Genomic DNA, 22,706 nt, shown 5'->3' on the forward strand with positions numbered 1-22,706 from the left:
AAGAAGCGGCCAGACTCCGCGTCCGACCGACATCCTCGGCTGTAACGAAGGGGGATACCCAGGTGCTGAACGAAGCTCTGTCCGTTCTCGTCAGGAACGGCGAAGCGGACACTTCCGCTTCATCGGCGAAGGCCGCCGCCACCTCTGTTAAGCCCCGCTCGGTTGCCGGAGGCGACGCGGTGGTCGAGTTGCGCGAGGCCATCCGCGCCAAGCTCCTCTACGTGCTCGGCAAGACGCCCGAGGTCGCCCGCGAGCGCGACTGGTTCGCCGCCACGGCGCTGGCGCTGCGCGACCGGATCGTCGACGCCTGCCACGGTGCGCAAGCCGCCGACGTGCCGGAGAAGCGGGTCTATTATCTCTCGCTCGAATTCCTGATCGGCCGTCTTCTGTCGGACGCGATGAACAATCTCGGTCTCGTCGAGACCACCCAGGCCGCTTTGCGCGACCTCGGCGTCGATCTCGCCGGCGTCGAGGGGGCCGAGCCCGACGCGGCGCTCGGCAATGGCGGCCTCGGTCGGCTCGCCGCCTGCTTCATGGAGAGCATGGCGAGCCTGTCGATCCCCGCGACCGGCTACGGCATCCGCTACGACCACGGCCTCTTCCGCCAGTCGCTGGAGGACGGATGGCAGCGTGAGGCGCCGGAGACCTGGCTCGCGGAGGGCAATCCGTGGGAGTTCCCGCGACCGGAGACGACCTACAAGATCGGCTTCGGCGGCCACGTCACCATGACGAGCCAGGGCGACCACTACATCCGCCGCCACTGGCACCCGGCCGAGACCGTGAACGCCGTGGCCCACGACGTGCCGATCGTCGGCTGGCGGGGCAAACACGTCAACGTCCTGCGCCTGTGGAAGGCGGAGGCCGACGCGCCGGTCGAACTCGCGCGCTTCAATGCCGGCGACCATGTCGGGGCCGTGGCCGGCCGGGCCCGGGCCGAGGCGATCTCGCGGGTGCTCTACCCGAGCGATTCCTCCGCCGAGGGCCAGGAACTGCGCCTGCGCCAGGAGTTCTTCTTCACCTCCGCCTCGCTCCAGGATCTCGTGCGCCGGCACGTGGCGGAGCGCGGCTCCTTGCGCTCCCTGCCCGACCACGCCGCGATCCAGCTCAACGACACCCACCCGGCCATCGCCGTGCCGGAGCTGATGCGGATCCTGATGGAGGATCACGACTTCCCCTGGGAGGATGCGTGGCAGATCACCTCCAACACGCTGCACTACACCAACCACACCCTGCTGCCCGAGGCGCTGGAGACCTGGCCGGTGGAGCTGATGGAGCGGCTGCTGCCGCGCCACATGCAGATCATCTACCTCATCAACTGGCTGCATCTTGAGGAGCAGAGCAAGAACGCCAAGGGCAGCGCCTTTGACGTGTCCACCGTCTCGCTGATCGACGAGTCGCACGGCCGGCGCGTGCGCATGGGACCGCTGGCCTTCCACGGCTCGCGGCGGGTCAACGGCGTCTCGGCGCTCCACAGCGAGCTCTTGAAATCGACCGTGTTCAAGGATCTCCACGCGATCGAGCCGGAGAAGATCCTCAACAAGACCAACGGCATCACCTTCCGCCGCTGGCTGCACAACGCCAACCCCGAACTGACGGCGCTGGCCGTCGAGGCGGCGGGCGAGGAGGTGCTCGATGATCCGACCCAGCTCGAGAGGCTGGTGCCGTTCGCCGACGATCCGGAGTTCCGCAGGCGCTATGCGGCGATGCGGACGATCCGCAAGCAGCGCCTCGCGCATGTCATCGCCGAGCGCACCGGCATTGCCGTCGATCCGTCGGCGCTGTTCGACGTGCAGATCAAGCGCATCCATGAGTACAAGCGCCAGCTCCTCAACCTGATCGAGACGGTGGCACTCTACCAAGCGATCAAGAAGGCCCCCCACAAGGACTGGACGCCGCGCGTCAAGATCTTCGCCGGCAAGGCGGCGCCGAGCTACGTGCAGGCCAAGCTCATCATCAAGCTGGCCGGTGACATCGCCAAGGTCGTCAACGCCGATCCCGAGATCGGCGACCGGCTGAAGGTGGTGTTCCTCCCGAACTACTCGGTGAGTCTGGCCGAGGTGATCATTCCGGCCGCCGACCTCTCCGAGCAGATCTCGACCGCCGGCATGGAAGCCTCGGGCACGGGCAACATGAAGCTCGCGCTCAACGGTGCGCTCACCGTCGGCACGCTCGACGGCGCCAACATCGAGATCAAGGACCATGTCGGCGCGGAAAACATCTTCATCTTCGGCCTCGATGCCGAAGGGGTGCTCGCCCGCGTGAAGGAGCCGGACTACGCCACCAAGGCGATCGCGGCCTCGCCGCGGCTGGCCGCGGCGCTCGACGCCATCGCGGACGGCACGTTCTCGCCGGACGATCCGGCCCGCTTCGCGCCGCTCGTGGACGAGCTGCGCCACGGCGACCGCTACCTGACGACGGTCGATTTCGAGGATTACTGGCGCGTTCAGCGCGAGATCGACGCGGCCTGGAAGCGCCCCGCCCAGTGGTGGCGGGCGGCGATCCTCAACACCGCCCGCATGGCGTGGTTCTCCTCCGACCGCTCGATGCGGGAATACGCCGAGGAGATCTGGCGGGTGAAGGTCGCCTGAACGTCCGACTCTGATGAAGACAGCAGGGCGAGAGGCGCGAATACGCCTCTCGCCCTTCGTCGTTTCGGGTGTGCCGTCGGTTGTCACGCAGGGAGTCCGACTCACACATCGATATCAGTGAGGACCGGCATCGCAGCGGGTTCACCCTGCGCAGGCCCGCCCCAAAATGCAAACTCTGGTTGAAACGACGCGCGGTCGACCCGAGCGTGAGGGCCGTTCAAGGGTGCCCGGGGCTCGACGTCGTGGTGTTGAACCTGCCGAGGCTCGCTTGGTTCTCGTGCCTGGCGACGATCGCCGCGATGTCGCTGCTGAATTTGTATTGTGCGGCGAGCATCGAAACCGATCGAGTTCCCATGCAATGGGGCATCAGCGGACGGCCGACATGGTATGCTGATAAGACGATCGGCCTCTGGATGCCGGTCGCGATCATCGTCGTCCTTGCTCCCCAGATTTATCTGAAGATCAAGCAGGTCGAAGCCCAAGCCGGGGCTTGGTACTGGATCGGGATGATCGCAACGTTCTGCTTCTTCGCCGCCGTGTATGCGTGGCATATCTCGGTGGTCATAACCTGGGCGGAAGCGCAGCCCTGAACCCGATGCGGGAGGCGGTCTAAGCCCCCGGTTCGAGAGGGATCGGATAGTACCGCGCCCCCGCCGCCGCGGCCAGGACCTCCACCGCGCCGAGGGTCGAGGAACAGCCGGAGGCGTGCACCACGTCGGTGGTCCGCAGGCTCGGGATATGGGCGGTGAGCGGGCCGGGGCGCACGTCGGGCCCCCGCTGGCGGTGGCGGTCGGCGGCCAGCGTGATGCGGGTAACGCCGGTGGCGCGCAGCCATTCGAGCGACGGGCGCATGTAGAGGTCGAGGGGATCGCGCGCGCCGACCACGAGGCAGATCTCGCGGGCCGGCTCGATGTAGCGTGCAGCGCGGGCGATGGCCCAGATGCCGGCGAACCCCGTCTCCGCCGCCACCAGCACGAGGCGACCGCCGCCGGGTCGATAGGTACCGTTGCCGACGGGCCCCTTCACCTTCACCGCACGGCCGGGCTCGACCGGGCAGCCGAACAGGGCGGCGAGATCCTCCGCGCACTCGCCGCGCAGGTGGAAGACGAGTTCGTTCAACTCCGCCCCGCCCTCGACGCCGAGCGTCGGCGTGAGCGTGACAGGGCGCCCGCCTTCGAGCGTGACGACGACTTGGTCGCCGGGCTCGAATGGAAGCCGGTGCTCCAGGGTCGCGACGACCTGAAGGACCCGCGGCGCCAGCGCCGTGATGGAGTCGATGCTGCCGGTGCGGCGCACGGCCGTCCGGGCCGGCGTCTTGACCGGCCGGATCGTCGCATCCGGATCGGGAGCGGACAGCGTCACCGCCTCCGCCCGTCGCGCCCGAACGGGGAGCCGCCGTGAGGCCGGCCCGGGGCCCTGGCCGAGCAGCCCGGTCATCGGGCCGATCATGCCGTCCGCCAGCGCGGTCTCCAGGGAGGTGTCGCCGGGGGAGACCCGCAGGGGCTGGCCGTTGACGACAAGCGAACAACGGGCGCTCGTGGGAGCACGCATGGCGGCAACCCGCTCCGATCGGATGAGAGGTGTTTTGAAAGGATCAGAGCGGATTGTGGATCAGGCGCTCGACCAGCGCGGCCCAGCGCGCGCGGACGGCCCGCGCCTCTTCGCTCAGCGTTTCCGCGTCCGCGAGGCCGAGGCTGGTCCGAAGGGCCTCGCTCTCCCGGCGCTCGGCGGCGAGTGCGGCCTTCATCACCGCCACTTCGAGGCGCAGGCGCGCGAGATCCGCCTCAGCCGCATCCGCTTCGGGCTCGAAGGACAGGGGGGTGGGGACGTCCGCCGGAGCGTCCACCACGATCTGCGCCATGGCTTCCGCCGGAGCCTGCGTCACGGCTTCCGCCGGAGCCTGCGCCATGGCTTCCGCCGGAGCCTGCGTCATGGCTTCCGCCGCAACCTCGGCAACGACCGCCCGCGGCTGCACCGCGGCGGCGAGATGCGCGTGGATGGGCCGCGTCATCAGGCGCCGCATCGCGCTGCCAGAGGGGGCCGGGCTCCTGCGTCTCGTCGCCTCGATCATCGTCCATCCTCAGCCCGGCGGGCCCGCCGAAGAGGCGTCCCGGATATTCGGATGGACCTTCCCGCAACATGGTTAAGGGAGGTTTAAACAGAAGCGCGAGACCTGCGCGTCATTGCGGGATCAGGCCGCTTCGGGCGCTGCGCCGACGAGCTGGCGGGCCTGGAGCACGGTCATCGGCTCGCCGAAGGCCGCCCCTTGCGCGTAATCGCAGCCGAATTCCTGCAACACCTGCGCATCCTCCTCCGATTCGGCGCCCTCGGCGATGGTCGCCAGACCGAGTTCCTGCCCCATCCGCAGGACCGAGCGCAGCATGGCGGTGCGGCCCTGGCCCATCTGGCGCACGAAGCTCTGGTCGATCTTGATCGTGTCGAAGGGGAAGCGCTGGAGGTAGGAGATCGCCGAGTAGCCGGTGCCGAAATCGTCGAGGACGAGCCCGGCGCCGAGATCGTGGATGCGGGTCAGCATCTGGGCGGCGTATTCCGGGTTCTCCATCACCAACCCCTCGGCCATCTCCAGCTTGAGCGAGCCGGGCAGCACGCCGGTGCGGGCGATCACCGTCTTCACGTCGTGCAGGAGGTCGTGGCGCAGGAGCTGGCGCGAGGAGACGTTGACCGAGGCGAAGATCGGCGGTTCGACGTCGAGCGAGCGCTGCCAGGCGGCGAGTTCGAGTGCCGTGCGCTCGATGGCGAAATTGCCGAGCGGGACGATGACGCCGGTCTCTTCCGCCACCGGCAGGAAGGTCGAGGGCGGGATGCGCCCGAGCTTCGGATGGTCCCAGCGCAGCAGCGTCTCGAAGCCGGCGACCGTGCGGTCCTCGAGCCGGACGATCGGCTGGAACAGCACCTTGATCTCGTTGCGCTCCAGCGCCTTGCGCAGGTCCGCCTCCAGCATCAGCCGGTCGGAGCGCTCGAGGCGCATGTTGGCGCGGAACACCTCGATCCGGTCGCCGCCGCCGCGCTTGGCCTGGATCATCGCCATCTCGGCGTTCTTGAACACCTCCTCGCGCCGCGTCTGCCCGCTGCCCTGGTTGCTCGCGCCCTGCGTCGCCTCGTGCAACGCGATGCCGATGGAGACGGTGAGGAACACCTCGCGGTCGGCATAGGTGACCGGGGTGGCGATGGCGCGCCGGATCATCTCGGCGAACGAGAGGATGCGGTCGGGCTCGCGCTCGGAGAGCAGGATCACCGCGAATTCGTCGCCCGCGACCCGCGCCAGCGTGTCCTGCGGCCGCAGCAACCGCCCGAGCCGGCGCGAGAGCGTCAGCAGGATCGAGTCGCCCGCCGAGAGGCCGATGGCGTCGTTGATCGCCTTGAACCGGTCGATGTCGAGGGCGATCACTGCGGGCTTGAGGCGCGGGTCCTGGCTCGCCATCGCCAGCGCGGCCTCCAGCCGGTCGTGGAACAGCTCGCGGTTCGGCAGGCCGGTGAGACTGTCGTGCACGGCGTCGTGCAGAAGCCGCTCCTCGGCGGTCTTGGCCTCGGTCACGTCGCTGATGGTGCCGACGATGCGGATCACCTCGCCATCGGTGCCGATCACGGGCCGCGCCTTCAGCCGGTACCACGCGTAGGGGCCGTCGGCCGAGCGCAGGCGGAAATCGTGGGTGATGCGCCCGCGCCGCTCCTCGATCACGGTGTCGAGGGCCGCCGAGTAGCGCTCCACGTCGAAGGGATGGAGCAGGCCGAGCCAGTTCGCCGCCGGACCTTCGAGGGTGCCGCGCTTGAGCCCGAGCTGGGCCTCGATCTCGGGGCCGGCGAAGACGCGGTCGCCCGGCACGTCCCAATCGAACACGATGTCGCCCGCGCCCGTCAGCGCCAGCGCCCGGCGCTCGGTGTCCGAGACGAGGCTGTGGCTCAGGCCGCCGCCGGCGAAGGCGTGCTGCATCACGGTGAAGCCGATCAGCATGACGATGAGCACGAGGCCGCCGATGAGCGCCGGCTGCACGAGGTCGGAGCCGATCTGCCCGGTGATGGCAAAGCCCGCCGCCACCACCCAGACCAGCAGCAGCAGCCAGGTCGGCACCAGCAGGATGGCCCGGTCGTAGCCGTTATGGACGGCGAGATAGAGGATCAGCAGGAGCCCGACGCCGGCCACCGCGGCGATCGAGATGCGCGCCACGCCCGCCGCCACGGGCGGGTCGAACACCGCGAGCGCCACGAGGCCGGCGAGGAAGGTGAGCCAGAAGAAGGCGACGTGGCTGTAGCGCACGTGCCAGCGCGAAAGGTTCAGGTAGGCGAACAGGAAGACGAGCAGCGTCGCCCCGAGCACGGCCTCGGCGGAGGCCCGGTAGATCCGCTCGGCGAGTTCGGTGACGGGAAACACCCGCTGCAGGAAGCCGAAATCGATACAGGCATAGGCCAGCACCGCCCAGGAGAGCGCGGCGGCGGCGGGGAAGATGATCGCGCCCTTCACCACGAAGATGATGGTGAGGAACAGTGCGAGCAGCCCGGCAATGCCGATGATGATGCCCTTGTAGAGCGTCAGCCCCGAGGTCTTCTTGCGGTAGGCGTCCTGATCCCAGAGGTAGACCTGCGGGATGTTCGGGCCCTTCAGCTCGGCGACATAGGTCACCGTGGTGCCGGGATCGATGGTGATCAGGAACTGGTCGGCGTCGAGGCTCTCGTCGCGCTCGGGCCGGATGCCCTCGCTCGCGGTGATCGCGGCGATGCGCGAGCCGCCGAGATCAGGCCAGATCACGCCGGAGCCGACGAGGCGGAAATGCGGGGCGACCAGCAGGCGGTCGATCTGCTCGTCGGTGTCGTTGGTGAGCGCGAACACCATCCAGTCCGGCCGCGCGCCCGCCTCGCGCGCCTTCACCGCGATGCGCCGCACGATGCCGTCCTTGCCCGGGGCGGTGGAGATCTGGATCAGGTCGCCGTCCGAGCGGTAGCGCTCGATCGTCGGCGTCAGGTCGATGGCGGGCGCGTCGAGGGTGACGCGCACGGCCTCGACCGCGTGGGCGGGGGCGGCGGTCCCGATGAGGCCGGCGAGGGAGCCCGCCACGGCCGTCAGGATCGCGAGGGCCAGGGCAAGGGCCAGTGAAAGCGTGCGCAACGGGCGATTCTTGACAACCGACTTGAGCGATGGGGGCGAGCGGCCAAGTCGTATCGGCGGCTCCCCGCCCCCGCAAGGCAAGCCGGCCGGGACGCGCGGCCCGCCCACCGCTCTTTCGGCGGACCGTGCCGAGCGGATCGCGTGGCTTTGCGGCCAAAACAAGTTGGGATCGGTTGCCGTGGTCTCGCTTGGACGGGTGCAGGCGGGTAGAGCGGGCGATATGCGAACGGTCAGAACACGCCCGGAATCCGTCCCCCCTCTACGGGAGAGGGGATTTCCGCGGCTTCCGGCAGCACGATGATCCTCGCCCCGCTCCTCGTCGTACCGCTGGCGGCGCTCCTTTCCGCCGGGCTCATCGTGCTGCTGAAGCCGCTGCTGCAGCGCTACGCCCTCGCACGGCCCAATGCCCGCTCCAGCCACCGGGTGCCGACGCCCCAGGGCGGCGGCATCGCGATCATCGCCGCCGCGCTGATCACGGCGGCCGTCCTGGCCATGCCGGCCGGGATCGCGCTCGGGCGCGTCGAGCTGTCGGCGCTGGCGCTCTCGGTGATCACCCTCGCCGTGGTCGGCGCCGTCGACGACATCCGGCCCTTGCCGGCCTCGCTCCGGCTCGTGATCCAGGCCGGCGCGGTCGCCGCCGTCGTGCTCACCGCCGAGGGCCGTCTGCTGCCGGATATGCCGCTCTGGCTGGAGCGGGGCTTCGCGATCCTCGCCGGGCTCTGGTTCGTGAACCTCGTCAACTTCATGGACGGGCTCGACTGGATGACGCTGGCCGAGTTCGTGCCGCCCACCGCCTTCCTGTTCGCCCTCGGCCTCGCGGGCCGCTACGCGCCCGAGCCGACGCTGGTCGCCGGCGCCCTGCTCGGCGGGCTTCTCGGCTTCGCGCCGTTCAATCGGCCGGTGGCACGGCTGTTCATGGGCGATGTCGGCTCGCTGCCGATCGGGCTGATCGTGGCGTGGCTGCTGTTTCGCCTCGCGGGGCAGGGGGGCTTGGAAGAGGGCTTGGAAGGAGGGGGCTTGCAAGGGAGCTTGGAAGGCGGCTTGGCCGCTGCGCTGATCCTGCCGCTCTATCCCATCGCCGACGCGACGCTCACCCTGCTGTGGCGCCTGCGGCGCGGCGAGCCGGTGTGGCAGGCCCACCGCAGCCACTATTACCAGGTCGCCACCGTCAACGGGTTCTCCGTGCCGGAGACCGTCGGCTCGGTCTTTGCCCTGCAGGTCGCGCTGGCCGCGCTGGCGGGTGTGACCTTGCTTTGGCCGTCTCGGGTCGTCACGCTCGCCTGCCTCGTCCTCGCGGCGGGGCTGGTCGGATGGCTGCTGCGCCGGTTCGCGACGCCGCGGGCCGCCAGCGCGTGAGGGGATGACGGGTGAGCGGAAAGCTGATCGCGCTGACGGGAGCCACCGGCTTCATCGGACGCCACCTGCTGCGGGCCCTCTCGGAGCGGGGCTACCGGGTCCGCGTGCTGCTGCGCCGGCCGGTCGAAGTGCCGGAGGGCGCCAGCGGCGCGGTGGTGGGCGATCTGGCCCGGCCGATGAACATGGCCGCTGCGCTCACCGGGGTCGATGCGGTGGTACATTCCGCCGGCCTCGCCCACGCCATGTCCGGCGCCCCCGAGGACGACTTTCGCAATTCGAACACCGAGGCGACGCGCAAGCTCGCTGACGCCGCGCAGCGGGCGCGGGTGGGCCGCTTCGTGTTCCTCTCCTCGATCCGGGCGCAGGCCGGTTCGAGCGCCCCGGCGCCCCTCTCCGAGGCGGACGCGCCCGTGCCGACCGATCCTTACGGCCGCTCCAAGCTCGCCGCCGAACAGGCCCTGGCCGAGACCGGGCTCGATTGGGTCGCCCTGCGCCCGGTACTCGTCTACGGCGCCGGCGTGAAGGGCAACATGGCGGCTTTGCTCAAGCTCGCCCGCACGCCCTATCCGCTGCCGCTCGGGAGCCTGACCGGGCGCCGCTCGCTGGTCTCGGTCGAAAGCCTCGCGGGCGCGGTGGCGACGGCGCTTGAGGCGCCCGGCCCCCTGCGGCGTCCGCTGGTGGTGGCCGATCCCGACCCGCTGACGCTGCCCGAGATGCTCGCCGCGCTCCGCGCCGGCCTCGGCCGCGGGCCCGGCCTGCTGCCCTGCCCGGTACCGCTGATCGGCCTGGCCTGCCGCGCCACGGGCCGCGAGGCCGCCTTCGACCGGCTGTCCGGTTCGCTCGTCGCCCGCGCCGAGGGGCTGGAAGCCCTGGGCTGGCGGCCGGCGCAGGCCTCGCGGGACGGGCTCGCGGCGCTGGCGCGGGGAGGAGGCTGAGGTTCTTCCGTCGGCTCCGCTTCGATCCGAGGGTTCGGTTATCAGGCGGTCGCCGCTTCCGCGGCTTCGGCCGGCGGAACGATGCCTTTCAGCTTCGTCGTCGGAACGGCCGCGGCCCGATTGCGGAAATCCGGGATCGCTTCTTCGAACACAGCCTCCGCCGCCGCCCGGTCCCCGGCGGCCACGGCCTCGTGCAGGCGAAAAATCCAACCGTCCAGCACGGCGCGGTCGGCGAAGACGGGCTTGGCCGCCATCACGCCCTCGATGCCGGCGAGCGTGACGCGCGGCTCCTCCTTCGCGAACAGGATCTCGTTGAGACGCTCGCCCGGCCGTGCGCCGGTCACTTGGATCTCGATGTCCTCGCCGGGCTCGAAGCCCGCGAGCCGGATCATCCGCTCGGCGAGATCCCGGATGCGCACCGGCTGGCCCATCTTGAGCACATAGACCGCCGCCCGCTGGTCGCCGGTGTCGCCGCGCCCTTCCGCGTCGGCGTGGGAGGCGGCGGTGAGCACGAGGTCGGAGGCCTCGCGCACGGTCATGAAGTAGCGCACCATCTCGGCATGCGTGACCGTAACCGGGCCGCCGCGGGCGATCTGTGCCTTGAACACCGGCACCACGGAGCCGGCCGAGCCCAGCACGTTGCCGAAGCGTACGGCGATGAGCCGGGTCGCCTCCGCGCCGCTGCGTTCCGCGTCGAGGGACTGGGCCACCATCTCGGCGAAGCGCTTGGTGACGCCGAGCTGCGAGACCGGTTCGATCGCCTTGTCGGTGGAGATCATCACCAGGGCGCGGGCGCCCGCGGCCACCGTCGCCTCGGCGACGTTGATCGAACCGAACACGTTGGTTTTGATGCCCTCGGCCCAGTCGCGCTCGAGATAGGGCACCTGCTTCAGAGCGGCGGCGTGGAAGACGTAGGTCGGCCGGAAATCGCGGATGATGGCGTGCAGCCGCTCGCGGTCGCGAATGTCGGCGAGCGCACCCTCGACCGTGGCCTCGGCGTGGAGCAGGGCGGGGCCGTTGAGCACCGCGTGCAGCGCCGGCTCCGAGTTCTCGATGACGAGCAGCGCCGAGGCGCCGAAGGCGACCGCCCGGGCGCAGATCTCCGCGCCGATCGAGCCGCCGCCGCCGGTGATGACGACGCGGGCACCGGTGAGGAAACGCTCGAGCCGCGGCCGGTCGATGGCGACGGTGGGGCGCAGGAGTAGGTCTTCGATTTCCAGCGGCGCGAGTTCGGCGTCGCGCATCCCCTCGCCGAGGCTAGTGACGCGGGCGAGCGGCAGGCCGAGACGGCGGGCACGGGCGATGAGATCGTCAGGCTCGGATTCCGGCGCCAGCGCACTCGGCGTCGCCACGAGCCGGCGCACCGGCAGGCCGCGGTTGGCCAGATCCGCGACCACCTGTTCGAGGTCGCGAAACCCGCCGAGCACGGGTACGCCGCGCATCATCTGGCCCGCCTCGTCCGGCCGCGGCGAGAGGATGCCCTTGGGGGAGAGCCGCTTGACCGAGCCGGATTCGATCGCCCGCAGCACGATCTCGATATCGGCGCCACGGCCGAGCAGCAGCGTCGGCGTGGTGGCGGCGCGGGCCTGGCTCTGCCGGGAGCGGGCGTATTTCAGGTAGCGGAAGGCCAGCCGCGGCCCGCCGAGCAGGAAGATCTGCAGCACCCAGTAGAGGACGATGGCAACCTTGCCGAAGAAGTAGAACCCGTAGAGATTCGATGAGACCAGAACGTAGTCGAGCACGAGCAGCGTCAGCGCGGTGACGCTCGCCGCGCGCACGATGCCGGCGAGGTCGGGCAGCGAGGCGAAGCGCCACTTGGTGCGGTAGAGCCGGAACCACGCGTAGATCAGTCCGGCATAGGCCAGGAACGGCGGCAGCAGCAGCGGCAGCGCGTGCAGGCGCTCGGCCAGGGCCCCGTCCTGAAAGCGGAAGACGAAGGTCAGCACCACGGCCGCCGCGGTCGCGGCGAGATCGTGGACGACCATCACCGCCGTCTTGAGGGTGCGCTTCTGCATGGTGCTTCGTGTCAGAGCATCGGCCCGAACGATGGAGACCGGTTTTCGGCACGAGGCCGATGCTCCAGGCGGAGCGCGGTATCGGCGCCGACAGGGGGGAATGTCAACGCGCGGCGCGAACCGCCTTGGCGAGCACCCCATTCCCCTCGTCGAGATCCGGGGCGTCGATATGGCGATAGCGGGCTTGGATCAGGCCGAAGGCACCGAAGGCGAAGTGGCCCGCGGCGACGATGGCGAGCAGCACCCAGCCGTAGGGCTGCGCCCTCAGCGCCGAGAAGGCGCCCGAGAGGCCCGTGGCGTCGGAGGAGGCCTGCGTCCAGGCGGCGGTGAGGACGAAACCGCCGATCATCAGGAAGACGAGCCCCCGCGCCGCGTAGCCGAACCGGCCGAGCCGGTCGATCCAGGCCTCGGAGCCGGCGGGCAGGGAGAGCCGTTCGGTGACGTTGCCCTTCCAGGCCTTGGCGGCGTAGCCGATCCCGGCGGCGACGATGCCGAGCCCGACGATCCCGACGAGCCACGGGCCGAGGGGCTGGTCGAGCAGCCACTTGGTCCAGTCCCGCACCCCGTCGCCGCCGGCCGAGGCGCGGCCGATGCCGAAGGCGAGGCGGGCCGCGGTGAGGCTGAGGCCGGCATAGATCACGGCGCTGATCAGGTGGGCGCCGCGCACGGCCAATGCCTTTGGCGAGTGCCCGCGCCGGTCCGCGTCGGTCGCGCCCTCGAAGAGGCGCCACAGCGCGAAGCCCGCCAGCCCCAGCGCGATCAGCCCGACGATGACGGCGCCGAACGGGCCACCGAGCACGGCCCGGATCGCGCTTTTGCTGTCGCCGGCCGATCCGCCTTGCCCGAGGGCGGCGAGCACGGCGAGCGCGCCCACGACGCAATAGACGAAGCCGCGGGCCCCGTAGCCGAAGCGGGCGAGATGCTCCAGCGCGTTGTCGTTCCGGCTCCAAGCCATCGGTTTCAGTCGCGCTCGCGATCCGGCTTGCCGGCCAGCGCCACGTAGAAACCGAGCCCGTCGCCCGCGGGCAGAGTCTGGAGCCGCTCGATCCAGCCGCGCCGCTTGGCATCGAGGAGTTGGCGCCCGATCGGCTGGAACAGTGTCTCGCCTCCCCCCTCTGGCGGTGGATCGAGGCGGATCGCCACGGTCTTGCCCTTGGCGAAGCGGCTGCGTTCCAGCATGTCGGTCAGCGAGGCCTCCGCGGTCGGGCGGTTAGCCCCGCGCAGATCGAGCACCGATTCCGCATCGGTGACCCCGAGTGAGCCGCGCAGCTTGTTGGCGTAGAAGTCTTCGAAATGGGGCAAGGCCGGTCCCGCGCGGGTTCGTCGTCTAGAAGGCGATGTCGTCATAGATCTCGGCAACGGCCAAGTGGCCGCCGAGTTCGGGCAGATCGATCGCGTCGCCGAGGCCGTGGGCCTCGAACGCCCAGCCGTCCTCGGGCTCGCGGCGCCACACCTCGACGCGCGGCTCGTCCTGATAGGCGATCAGGAACAGTTTGAGCGAGGCGATGCTGCGGCGAAAGTCGGTCTTGCGGCCGCGATCCCGGCTCATGGTCGAGGGCGCGAGCACCTCCGCGACAAGGACGGGGTCGCGGGCGTAGGCGCCCCTCAGTGGTGGTCCGCAGCGCACCCCCACGTCGGGGATCGGTGCGAAGGTGTCCATGCTGTCGCTCAGCACAGCAATGCCGGGAATCGCGCGGCAACCGCGGTCGCGGGTCATGTCGGAGAGTCGCCGCGCCAGGTTCAGTACAATCTGCTGATGCCGCTCGCTCTGCGGTGCCATCAACACCGGCTCGCCGTCGATCCGCTCCCAGCGCTCCTCGTCCGGAAGGTCGTCGACCCAAGCTTGATACTCCGCGACCCGCATGCCGGGGTCGCGCCGAAGGGCGAGCACCATCGAGAGACCTCCGAAAGCGAAGGCGATGCTAGCACCGCCCCGGAGCCAAGCAAGCGGCGTGCGGCGCGGGGTCAGACGGTAAGGCGCGCATAGACCTCCGCCACGGACAGTGCGCCGCCGAGTTCGGGCAGGTCGATGACCGCGCCGGGCCCGCCGAACTGAACCGTCCAATCCGGCCTCCGGCGCCAGACCTCCACACGCGCCGCGTCCTGATGCACGAGCAGGAGGACGGCGACCGAGGGAACAGCCTGGTCGAACTCGGTCTTGCGGCCACGGTCCGGCACGAGGGTCGAGGGAGAGAGGACTTCCACGACGAGCAGGGGAGCGCCGGTGTAGCCGCCTTCCAGCGGCTCGCCGCATGGCACCACGACGTCGGGAATCGGCGCGTCGTCGTCCATAGCCTCGCTCAGGATCGCAAGGCCCGGATAGGCGCCGCAGCCCCGGCCTTCGGCGAGGTCGTCGAGACGCTTCGCGATGTTCGTGACGATGCGCTGATGCCGACCGGGCTGCGGCCCCTGCAGCACCGCTATTCCGCGGCCCGCATGCGGGTGTCCGTGCGTGCCGGGCCGGCCATATGCGTCTCTCGTGCGGTCGCGACAGCTTAACGAAGAAGGGGCCGCCCCGGACAGGGCAGCCCCTCAAAGCTTTCGTTCGAAGAACCCTCAGCCGTGCACGAGCACGTTGCGGAACTGCCAGGGATCGCTCGGGTCGATGTCCTCCGGGAACAGGCCCGGACGGTCGGTGAGCGGGGTCCAGTCGGTGTACACACCCACGACCGGGCCGAGATACGGCGTCTGCACGTCCAGGCAGCGGCGGAAGTCGATCTCGTCGGCCTCGACGATCCCGGCCTCCGGGTTCTCCAGCGCCCAGACCATGCCGGCGAGCACGGCGCTCGTCACCTGAAGGCCGGTCGCGTTCTGGTAGGGGGCGATCCGCCGCGTCTCCTCGATCGAGAGCTGCGAGCCGTACCAGTAGGCGTTCTTCTCGTGGCCGTAGAGCAGCACGCCGAGCTCGTCGATGCCGTCGACGATCTCGTTCTCGTCGAGGATGTGCTGGTGCTCCTGCACCTTGCCGGCATTGCCCCACATCTCGTGCAGCGAGAGCACGGCGTCGTTGGCCGGGTGGTAGGCGTAGTGGCAGGTCGGGCGATAGACCGCCTCGCCGTTCTCACGCACCGTGTAGTAGTCCGAAATCGAGATCGCCTCGTTGTGGGTCACGAGGAAGCCGAACTGCGCCTGCGCGGTCGGGGTCCAGGAGCGCACGCGGGTGTCGGCGCCGGGCTGGAGCAGGAAGATTGCGCAGCGCGAGCCCTTGGTCTGCTCCTCGGCATTGGCGGGCTTCCAAGTCTCGTGCGTGCCCCAGCCGAGTTCGGCCGGCTGGTTGCCCTCGGAGACGAAGCCCTCGACCGACCAAGTGTTGACGAACACGCCCTGGGGCTTCGGGGTCTTGGCGCGCTGGGTGTCGCGCTCGGCGATGTGGATGCCCTTGACGCCGAGTTCGCGCATGAGCGCGGCCCATGCCTCGCGGGTCTTCGGCTCAGGGGTCGAGGAGCCGGTGTCCTTGGCGATGTTGAGCAGCGCCTGCTTGACGAACCACGAGACCATGCCGGGGTTTGCACCGCAGCACGACACGGCGGTCGTGCCGCCGGGGGCGGCGCGGCGGGCGGCGAGGATGTTCTCGCGCAGCGCGTAATTGGTGCGGTCGGCCTGGCTCAGGTCCTTGTCGAAGTAGAAGCCGGTCCAGGGCTCGGCGACCGTGTCGATGTAGAGCGCACCGAGTTCGCGGCAGAGTTCGAGGATGTCGCGCGAGGAGGTGTCGACCGAGAGGTTCACGCAGAAGCCCTGGCCGCCGCCCTCGGTGAGGAGGGGCGTGAGGACGTCGCGGTAGTTCTCCTTGGTCAGCGCGACCTTCTCGAAGCGCAGGCCGTGCTTCTCGGCCAGATCCTTATGGGTGTCGACGGGATCGATGACCGTGAAGCGGCTCTTGTCGTACTCGAAATGGCGCTCGATGAGGGGCAGGGTGCCCCGGCCGATCGAGCCGAAGCCGATCATCACGACCGGGCCGGTGATGCGACCGTGGACGGGCCAATCCTTCGTCGGGCCATCGGACATGCGCGGACACTCCTGTCGGGCTGCTCGTTGCTTGAGAGCGGCGTGATTGATGCTTGGAAGTGACGAGCGGATGACGGTTCGGCGTCTGCCGGTCAACCGGTCGATCCGTTCGGATGTTGCGGAACCGTGAAGATTCCATATGTTCAGCTATGAGGTGAGTGCAGGGCTGAGGCCGGATGACGTCGGAGGCGTGCGCTGAAAAGTATGTCTATGCTGCACTGCAACAAGGGAGTGACGCTCAAGGGCCGACAGCACGCACAAGGAAACCGAACCATGCTGACCGTCCTCACCGCACCGTCCATCCACCCCGAAATCGAGACGATCGATCGCGATCCGGGCATCATCACACTCCTCGCCGCCCTCGTCCGCGCCGGACGTACGGCCGCCGGTCAGGCCCGCGCCTTCCACGATGGTGCCAGCCGCCTGTCCTTCTCCGCGACCGCTTGGCCCTATCACCGCTGAACCGGTGATCCGCGCCGGTGCTCCCGGCCCATTCCGCGACGACCATCCTAGACCGGATCAGGGTCCGCCGCCGCTCCTGCGCGTCGACGGGCCCTGTTTCGCACGCGATCACGCACTCAATCCGGTGACGGAAAGCGGGCGCCGAAGCCCGGCCTCGCCTCAGGCGGCGTGTCGTCGTGCCTCGATCGCGGCGGCCTCGGCCGCGACCTCCGTCATCCGCTCGAACGCGCCGGTGGCGCGCAGCACGCCCTCTGCGCCCGCAAGTGTGCCGGCCGCCAGTTCCAGTCCGAGGAAGCGCTCGCGCTCGAACGGACCGGGCATGTAGAGTCCTGCCGCCTTCTCCGGGGCGAAGCCGAAGCGGGCGTAGTAGGGCGCATCCCCCACCAGCAGCACGGCGCCGTGGCCGAACGCCGCCGCTTCGGCGAGCGCGGCCCGCATCAGCGCTCCGCCGAGGCCGGTGCCCTGAACCTCCGGATCGACCGCGAGCGGGCCGAGCAGCAGGGCCGGGCGGCCGCAGCCGGTCTCGACATCCCACAGCCGCACGGTGCCGACGAGTTTGTCGCCCCGCACGGCCGAGAGGGCGAGGCCGCGCGCCGGGAGACGGCCCTCGCGCAGGCGCTGCGAGGTCTTCAGGAAGCGGCCCGGGCCGAAGCAGGCGTCGAGCAGGTGCTCGCGGGCCATGACATCGGACGTGGTTTCATTGCGGATCTGGATCACGGCCGTACCCTCCCAGGTCGCTGAGAAGCGGGGGGAAACAGCCCTCGCACCCGCCGAGGCGGGCCGTCCGGGACACAACGACATGCGCGTCTCGTGAGACGCGCGGCACTTCTGAGGGAAAAGGCGTGAACGAAGCCTGACCGAGGCGGCCCCGCGGCGCGATGCGGGGCCGCACCACGGGGATCAGCCGTTCAGATCACGATCTGCTCGAGGGGCGGGAAGCCGTTGAAGGCCACCGCCGCGTAGGTCGTGGTGTAGGCGCCCGCGCCCTCGATCCACACCTTGTCGCCGATCGAGAGGGAGACCGGCAGCGGGTAGTGGTTCTTCTCGTACAGCACGTCGACCGAATCGCAGGTCGGGCCGGCGACGACGCAGGGCGCCATGCGGTCCTCGTCGTGGTCGGTGCGGATCGCGTAGCGGATCGACTCGTCCATGGTCTCGGCCAGCCCACCGAACTTGCCGATGTCGAGATAGACCCAGCGCACCTCGTCCTCGGCCTCCGACTTCTTGGAGACGAGCACGACCTCGGCCTCGATCAGGCCGGCATTGCCGACCATGCCGCGGCCCGGCTCGATGATCGTTTCCGGGATGCGGTTGCCGAAATGCTTGGTGAGCGCGCGGAAGATCGCGTCGCCGTAGGTTTCCACCCCCGGCACCTGCTTGAGGTACTTGGTGGGGAAGCCGCCGCCGAGATTGACCATCGACAGGCCGATGCCCCGAAGCGCGCATTCCCGGAAGATTTCGGAGGCGGAGGCGAGCGCCCCGTCCCAGGCTTCCGTGTTGGCCTGCTGCGAACCGACATGGAACGAGACGCCGTAGGCATGCAGGCCGTGCCGGTGGGCGTGCTCCAGCACGTTCACCGCCATCTCCGGCTCGCAGCCGAACTTGCGCGAGAGCGGCCAGTCGGCGCCCGCGCCGTCGCAGAGGATGCGGCAGAACACCTGCACCTCACCGGCCGCGATGCCGGCCGCCTCGCTCGCGCGAACGATTTTCTCGACCTCGGCCTGGCAATCGACCGCGAAGAGCCGGATGCCGAGCTTGAGCGCGCGGACGACGTCGCGCTCCTTCTTGATGGTGTTGCCGAAGGAGATGCGGTCCGCGGTGGCGCCGGCGGCGAGCGCCATCTCGATCTCGGCCACGGAAGCCGTGTCGAAGCAGGAGCCCATCTCGGCAAGCAGGCGCAGCACTTCCGCGGCGGGGTTCGCCTTGACGGCGTAGAACACGCGGGTGTCGGGCAGCGCGCGGGCGAAGGCCGTGTAGTTGTCGCGCACGACATCAAGGTCGAGGACCATCACCGGACCCTCGTCCTGGCCGAGGTCGCGGCGCGCGCGCAGGTAATCGCGGATGCGATCGGTCATTGGTCGTCCCCACCACAGGTTCGAGGCGCCGTCGAGGGCGCGAGATCGAATCATGACGGTCCCGGAAGGACCGTCGGCGTCAGGGGGCGATGCGTCGCTTCCGCTTCGCGCTTTGGAGACGCGGAACGGTCAGCGGGCGCGAGAAGCACCCCGGAAGCTGCCGTGGATTGGATGGGGGAACCCCAACCGCACGCCGGGCAAGGATAAACAAGCCTCTTCGGTGTCGGCCTTTGGAGGGCAGACGAGACCAAAAAAGCCCGTTCGTCGTTGCTTTAAGCTGCGTCCCCCGTGGAGAGCGGGGTTCGCCGGTTTCGCCTCCGGCTGCCGGTTGTTGTTAGGGTCTGGTGTCGCCACCCGGATGCCGGCCGTAGGGATCCACCCTTTACGACCATCGATCCTTTAAGACCCCTGGCGGCTGTCCGGCAGTTGACCGGATGCCCACCAACCGACACGCGGCCACAGGCACGTGCGAAATTGGGCAGGCGCCATATACGGCCCGGTGCTCTCGACCACAAGGGAAAACGGGCCCGCTACCCCCCGATTTCCGGCCGGATCGGACGAGAATTCGGCGTGGCGCCTGATTGTTGCGCGAAAGACGCAGCTCCGCATCGCACGAGCCCGGCCGGCCCCTTTCCAAGCCCGACCGAAGCGGCCATTGAACCGTGGCATTTCGGGATGGGATCATGATCCACGCCAAAGGCCATCACGCCCCCAACGGCCAGGCCGTGCCGATGGGCGTGCCCTCGCGCCGGGGCGTGATGTCGGGGCTCGCCGCCGCCGGCCTTGCCGCGGCCCTGCCGGCTTGCGCCGAGGGGGATGCGAGGAGCCTTCCTTTCGAGCCCGGCATGGTCGAGCACCAGGCGCAGGCGCTCGCGGCGCAGCCCTTCGACGGCCGCTTCCCACCGCTGCCGCCGCCGCTCGCGGGCCTCGATTACGACGCCTATCGCGACATCCGCTTCCGAAAGGACCGTGCGTTTCTCGGCCAAGCCGGCGGGCCGTTCCGGCTTCAGCTGTTCCACCGTGGCTTTCTCTATCCGCGCCCGGTCTCCGTGAGCCTCGTGCGCGACGGGATCAGCACGCCGATCTCTTACGATCCGGCGCTCTTCGATTTCGGCCGGACACGGATCGACGGGACGCTGCCGAGCGACCTGAACTTTGCCGGCATCCGCATCCACGCGCCGCTCAACCGGCCCGACCGCCTCGACGAACTCATCGTCTTCGCCGGCGCCAGCTATTTCCGCTTCCTCGGCCAGGACCAGCTCTACGGTCTCTCCGCCCGCGCCCTCGCGATCGGTTCGGACGGCGAGAAGGAAGAGTTTCCGTTCTTCCGCGCGTTCTACATCGAGGTGCCGTCGGCGGCGTCGAAGGCCCTGACGATCCACGCCCTGCTCGACAGCCCGTCCGTGGCCGGCGCCTACCGCTTCACGGTCGAGCCGGGCCGCACCACCGGGGTGCGGGTGAGCGCGACGCTCTATCCGCGGCAGGACCTGGCCTCCGTCGGCATCGCGCCGCTGACCTCGATGTTCTTCATCAGCGAGACCGATCGCGGCCACAGCGACGATTACCGGCCGGAACTGCACGATTCGGACGGGCTCCAGCTCGCCACCGGCTCCGGCGAGTGGCTGTGGCGACCGCTCGACAACCCGCAAAGCCGGCGGATCTCGACCTTTCTCGACCGCGACCCGAAGGGCTTCGGGCTGATGCAGCGCGACCGCGACTTTGCCAGCTACCAGGATCTGGAAGCCGGCTACGAGCGCCGACCCGGCTACTTCGTCGAGCCGGAGGGCTCCTGGGGCGAGGGCAGCGTCGTGCTGATGGAATTGCCGACCGACAACGAGACCGCCGATAACGTCGTCGCGTTCTGGCGCCCCGAGCAGCCTTATCCGGCAGGACGGCCGGTGCGGCTCGCCTATACGATCCGGGCGCTCGCGGCTGAGGATCTCCACCCGAACGGCAAGGTGGTGAACACCTTCATCGCCGAGCCCGCCGCGAGCGGCGCCGCGCGCCGGGCCGCGGATGCGGCTGCCCTGCGCAACCGGCGCTTCCTGATCGATTTCGGCGGTGGGGCGCTGGCAAAGCGTCTCGGCGATCCCGTGCCGCCCGAAGTCGTCGCCAGCACCAGCCGCGGACGGATCACCGCGACCTCGATCGTGCCGAACCCGCATGTCGGCGGGTTTCGCGTCGCCCTCGACGTGCAGCTCGACGGGCCCGGCGCGACCGAATTGCGGGCCTATCTGAAGACGGACGATCAGGCCCTGACCGAGACATGGTCCTATCCCTGGAGCGTCGCGTGAGCACCCGCAGCGAGCGCGTCGCCGCCCGCGTGCCCGTGGAGATCCGGCCGGCCCGGCTCGCTGATCTCGACGCGCTCGTCTCGCTTGAACACGCCGCCTTCAGCACCGACCGGGCCGAGCGGCGGGCGATCCGCCACGCGATCCGCTCGGTCAGCATGACCCTTCTCGTCGCCGTCGCGCGCGAGCGGGCGGAGGGCGGCGAGGTCGAGATCCTTGTGGGTGCCGCCACGACGGAGCGGCGGCGCACCAGCCGCGTCGCCCGGCTCTCGTCCCTCGCCGTCGCGCCCGCCCGCGCTGGCCTCGGGCTCGGGCGCAAGCTTCTGCAGGCGGCGGAGGCCGATGCCCGCGCCCATGGCTGCGGGCGGCTGCGCCTGGAGGTGCGGGCCGACAACGGCGGCGGCATCCGGCTCTACGAGCGGGGCGGCTATGCGCGAACCGAGACCAAGCCGGACTACTACGAGGACGGCATGGAGGCGTGGTGCTACGAGAAGGCGCTGACGGAGGGGTAACGTTGGCTTGTACGCCGCAGCGCAGGTGCGCCAGCGCACTGGCGAACCGGTCGGCCAGATACAAGGTTCAGCCCACCGAAGGCGGCTCCTGCGCCTGCACCGCAGCGTTTTCGAGAGCCGCTCCCTCCCGATAGAGTATCGAATGCCCTCAATCTTTGACCCGATCACGCTCGGCGCGTTGAAGCTGCCGAACCGAATTCTCATGGCTCCGCTGACCCGGGCCCGCGCGACCCGGACCCACGTTCCGACGCCGCTGATGGGCGAGTATTATGCGCAGCGCGCGACGTCCGGCCTCATCATCTCCGAGGCGACCGGCATCAGCCAGGAAGGGCTCGGCTGGCCCTACGCGCCGGGCATCTGGTCCGATGAGCAGACCGAGGCGTGGAAGCCGGTGGTGAAGGCCGTGCACGAGGCGGGCGGGCGCATCGTTTGCCAGCTTTGGCACATGGGCTACCTCGTCCATTCCGACTTCCTCGGCGGCGAGCCGCCGGTCGCCCCCTCGGTCGCCACGGCGCCGGACGAGGCGCACACCTACACGGGCAAGAAGCCCTACAGCCAGGCACGGGCTCTGCGCGAGGACGAGATCCCGCGGCTCATCGCCGATTACGAGCGGGCGGCACGCAACGCCGTCGCGGCGGGCTTCGACGGCGTGCAGATCCACGCGGCGAACGGCTACCTGCTCGACGAGTTCATCCGCGACGGCAGCAACAAGCGCAGCGATCGCTACGGCGGCTCGGTCGAGAACCGGGTTCGGCTGGTGACCAAGGTCGCGCAGGCGGTGGCCGGCGTCGTCGGCGCGGATCGCACCGGCATCCGCTTCTCGCCCAACGGCCCGATCCAGGGCGTGGACGATTCCAACCCGCACGAGGTCTTCGGGCTTGCCGCCGAGATGATGGAGCGCGTCGGCCTCGCCTTCATCGAGATGCGCGAGCCGGGCCCGGACGGCACCTTCGGCAAGGCGACGGTGCCGCCGGTGGCGCCCGTCATCAAGGAGCGCTTCGGCGGTCCGGTCATCCTGAACTGCGACTATGACGGCGAGCGCGCCAAACGAGCGGTCGCCTCGGGCGAGGCGGATGCCATCGCCTTCGGCCGGCCCTACATCGCGAACCCCGATCTGGTCGAGCGCATCGCCAAGGGCCTGCCCTTCGCCAAGGACGACATGAAGACCTGGTACAGCCAGGGGCCGGAAGGCTACGTCGATTATCCCTCGCTGTCGCAGAAGGCGGCGTAAGGCGGGCCTCGGCCTCCGGCCGCACCGAGCGATCGAATGCAGGAGGCGGCCTTGCGCAAGCGGGGCCGCCTTCCGCCGTCTGGCAGGCCCGCTTCCTTGAGGTGCCCGATCCCG

Annotated in this window: 19 protein-coding genes; 8 read left to right on the top strand and 11 right to left on the bottom strand. The window is 69.7% G+C overall.

Translation table 11 applies throughout. The annotated features are described in order from the left end of the window. Nucleotides 1–62 precede the first annotated feature (62 nt). Both E4V01_RS05695 and E4V01_RS05700 read left to right on the top strand, forming a co-directional pair. Nucleotides 63–2,588 (top strand): glycogen/starch/alpha-glucan phosphorylase, encoded by a 2,526-nt coding sequence (locus E4V01_RS05695; protein ID WP_135297682.1) that lies wholly within the window; start codon nt 63–65, stop codon nt 2,586–2,588. A gap of 242 nt (nt 2,589–2,830) precedes the next feature. After that, nucleotides 2,831–3,178: a DUF1648 domain-containing protein gene (locus E4V01_RS05700; RefSeq protein ID WP_245517432.1), complete on the top strand. Its 348-nt coding sequence runs from the start codon at nt 2,831–2,833 to the stop codon at nt 3,176–3,178. A 19-nt stretch (nt 3,179–3,197) separates the two neighbouring features. On the opposite strand, the gene E4V01_RS05705 is transcribed toward E4V01_RS05700, so the two are convergent. The 3 genes from E4V01_RS05705 to E4V01_RS05715 form a co-directional block, all read right to left on the bottom strand. Then, a complete protein-coding gene (locus E4V01_RS05705) occupies nt 3,198–4,139 on the bottom strand; it encodes a hypothetical protein (RefSeq protein WP_060769607.1) in 942 nt (313 codons plus the stop codon). Between the two features lie 43 nt (nt 4,140–4,182). Continuing rightward, the gene (locus tag E4V01_RS05710; RefSeq protein ID WP_135297683.1) at nt 4,183–4,659 is read right to left on the bottom strand and encodes a hypothetical protein; all 477 of its coding nucleotides are present in this window, start codon (nt 4,657–4,659) and stop codon (nt 4,183–4,185) included. A gap of 120 nt (nt 4,660–4,779) precedes the next feature. Further along, nucleotides 4,780–7,710, bottom strand: coding sequence for an EAL domain-containing protein (locus E4V01_RS05715; RefSeq protein ID WP_060769609.1), 2,931 nt, complete (start codon nt 7,708–7,710; stop codon nt 4,780–4,782). Nucleotides 7,711–8,007: 297 nt separating this feature from the next. On the opposite strand from E4V01_RS05715, the gene E4V01_RS05720 reads away from it, so the two are divergent. Both E4V01_RS05720 and E4V01_RS05725 read left to right on the top strand, forming a co-directional pair. Further along, a complete protein-coding gene (locus E4V01_RS05720; RefSeq protein ID WP_135297684.1) occupies nt 8,008–9,066 on the top strand; it encodes a glycosyl transferase in 1,059 nt (352 codons plus the stop codon). An 11-nt stretch (nt 9,067–9,077) separates the two neighbouring features. After that, nucleotides 9,078–10,001, top strand: coding sequence for an NAD-dependent epimerase/dehydratase family protein (locus E4V01_RS05725; RefSeq protein WP_135297685.1), 924 nt, complete (start codon nt 9,078–9,080; stop codon nt 9,999–10,001). A gap of 41 nt (nt 10,002–10,042) precedes the next feature. On the opposite strand, the gene E4V01_RS05730 is transcribed toward E4V01_RS05725, so the two are convergent. From E4V01_RS05730 to E4V01_RS05755, 6 genes are all read right to left on the bottom strand, one after another. Beyond that, nucleotides 10,043–12,016: a nucleoside-diphosphate sugar epimerase/dehydratase gene (locus E4V01_RS05730; protein ID WP_135297686.1), complete on the bottom strand. Its 1,974-nt coding sequence runs from the start codon at nt 12,014–12,016 to the stop codon at nt 10,043–10,045. A gap of 103 nt (nt 12,017–12,119) precedes the next feature. Further along, nucleotides 12,120–12,971 (bottom strand): DUF1206 domain-containing protein, encoded by an 852-nt coding sequence (locus tag E4V01_RS05735; protein WP_060769613.1) that lies wholly within the window; start codon nt 12,969–12,971, stop codon nt 12,120–12,122. Nucleotides 12,972–12,976: 5 nt separating this feature from the next. Continuing rightward, complete coding sequence (locus E4V01_RS05740) at nt 12,977–13,318, bottom strand: hypothetical protein (RefSeq protein ID WP_003604234.1); 342 nt, start codon at nt 13,316–13,318, stop codon at nt 12,977–12,979. Nucleotides 13,319–13,343: 25 nt separating this feature from the next. Next, the gene (locus tag E4V01_RS05745; RefSeq protein ID WP_135297687.1) at nt 13,344–13,910 is read right to left on the bottom strand and encodes a Uma2 family endonuclease; all 567 of its coding nucleotides are present in this window, start codon (nt 13,908–13,910) and stop codon (nt 13,344–13,346) included. A 71-nt stretch (nt 13,911–13,981) separates the two neighbouring features. Continuing rightward, complete coding sequence (locus tag E4V01_RS05750; protein WP_245517434.1) at nt 13,982–14,434, bottom strand: Uma2 family endonuclease; 453 nt, start codon at nt 14,432–14,434, stop codon at nt 13,982–13,984. A gap of 138 nt (nt 14,435–14,572) precedes the next feature. Then, nucleotides 14,573–16,021 carry a homospermidine synthase gene (locus E4V01_RS05755; RefSeq protein WP_135297689.1) on the bottom strand — a complete coding sequence of 483 codons (1,449 nt, stop codon included), beginning with the start codon at nt 16,019–16,021 and terminating at the stop codon, nt 14,573–14,575. Between the two features lie 273 nt (nt 16,022–16,294). On the opposite strand from E4V01_RS05755, the gene E4V01_RS05760 reads away from it, so the two are divergent. After that, a complete protein-coding gene (locus tag E4V01_RS05760) occupies nt 16,295–16,483 on the top strand; it encodes a hypothetical protein (protein ID WP_060769616.1) in 189 nt (62 codons plus the stop codon). Nucleotides 16,484–16,642: 159 nt separating this feature from the next. Here E4V01_RS05760 and E4V01_RS05765 read toward each other — a convergent pair whose 3' ends face one another. Continuing rightward, entirely contained in the window at nt 16,643–17,200 is a 558-nt protein-coding gene (locus E4V01_RS05765) for a GNAT family N-acetyltransferase (RefSeq protein ID WP_135297690.1), read from the bottom strand. 191 nt (nt 17,201–17,391) lie between these two features. Then, on the bottom strand, nt 17,392–18,558 hold the full coding sequence (locus tag E4V01_RS05770) for a type III PLP-dependent enzyme (RefSeq protein ID WP_060769618.1): 1,167 nt from the start codon (nt 18,556–18,558) through the stop codon (nt 17,392–17,394). Nucleotides 18,559–19,241: 683 nt separating this feature from the next. Between E4V01_RS05770 and E4V01_RS05775 the strand changes: the two genes are divergently transcribed. The 3 genes from E4V01_RS05775 to E4V01_RS05785 all read left to right on the top strand — a co-directional run bounded on the left by E4V01_RS05775 (nt 19,242) and on the right by E4V01_RS05785 (nt 22,592). Continuing rightward, nucleotides 19,242–20,852 (top strand): glucan biosynthesis protein G, encoded by a 1,611-nt coding sequence (locus E4V01_RS05775; RefSeq protein ID WP_135297691.1) that lies wholly within the window; start codon nt 19,242–19,244, stop codon nt 20,850–20,852. Then, nucleotides 20,825–21,361, top strand: coding sequence for an N-acetyltransferase (locus tag E4V01_RS05780; RefSeq protein ID WP_060769620.1), 537 nt, complete (start codon nt 20,825–20,827; stop codon nt 21,359–21,361). The genes E4V01_RS05775 and E4V01_RS05780 overlap by 28 nt, the downstream gene beginning before the upstream one ends. 142 nt (nt 21,362–21,503) lie before the next feature. Further along, nucleotides 21,504–22,592 (top strand): alkene reductase, encoded by a 1,089-nt coding sequence (locus tag E4V01_RS05785; RefSeq protein ID WP_135297692.1) that lies wholly within the window; start codon nt 21,504–21,506, stop codon nt 22,590–22,592. Nucleotides 22,593–22,706: the final 114 nt, after the last annotated feature.

The sequence above is a fragment of the Methylorubrum sp. Q1 genome (genome assembly GCF_004683995.1).
Classification (GTDB): domain Bacteria; phylum Pseudomonadota; class Alphaproteobacteria; order Rhizobiales; family Beijerinckiaceae; genus Methylobacterium.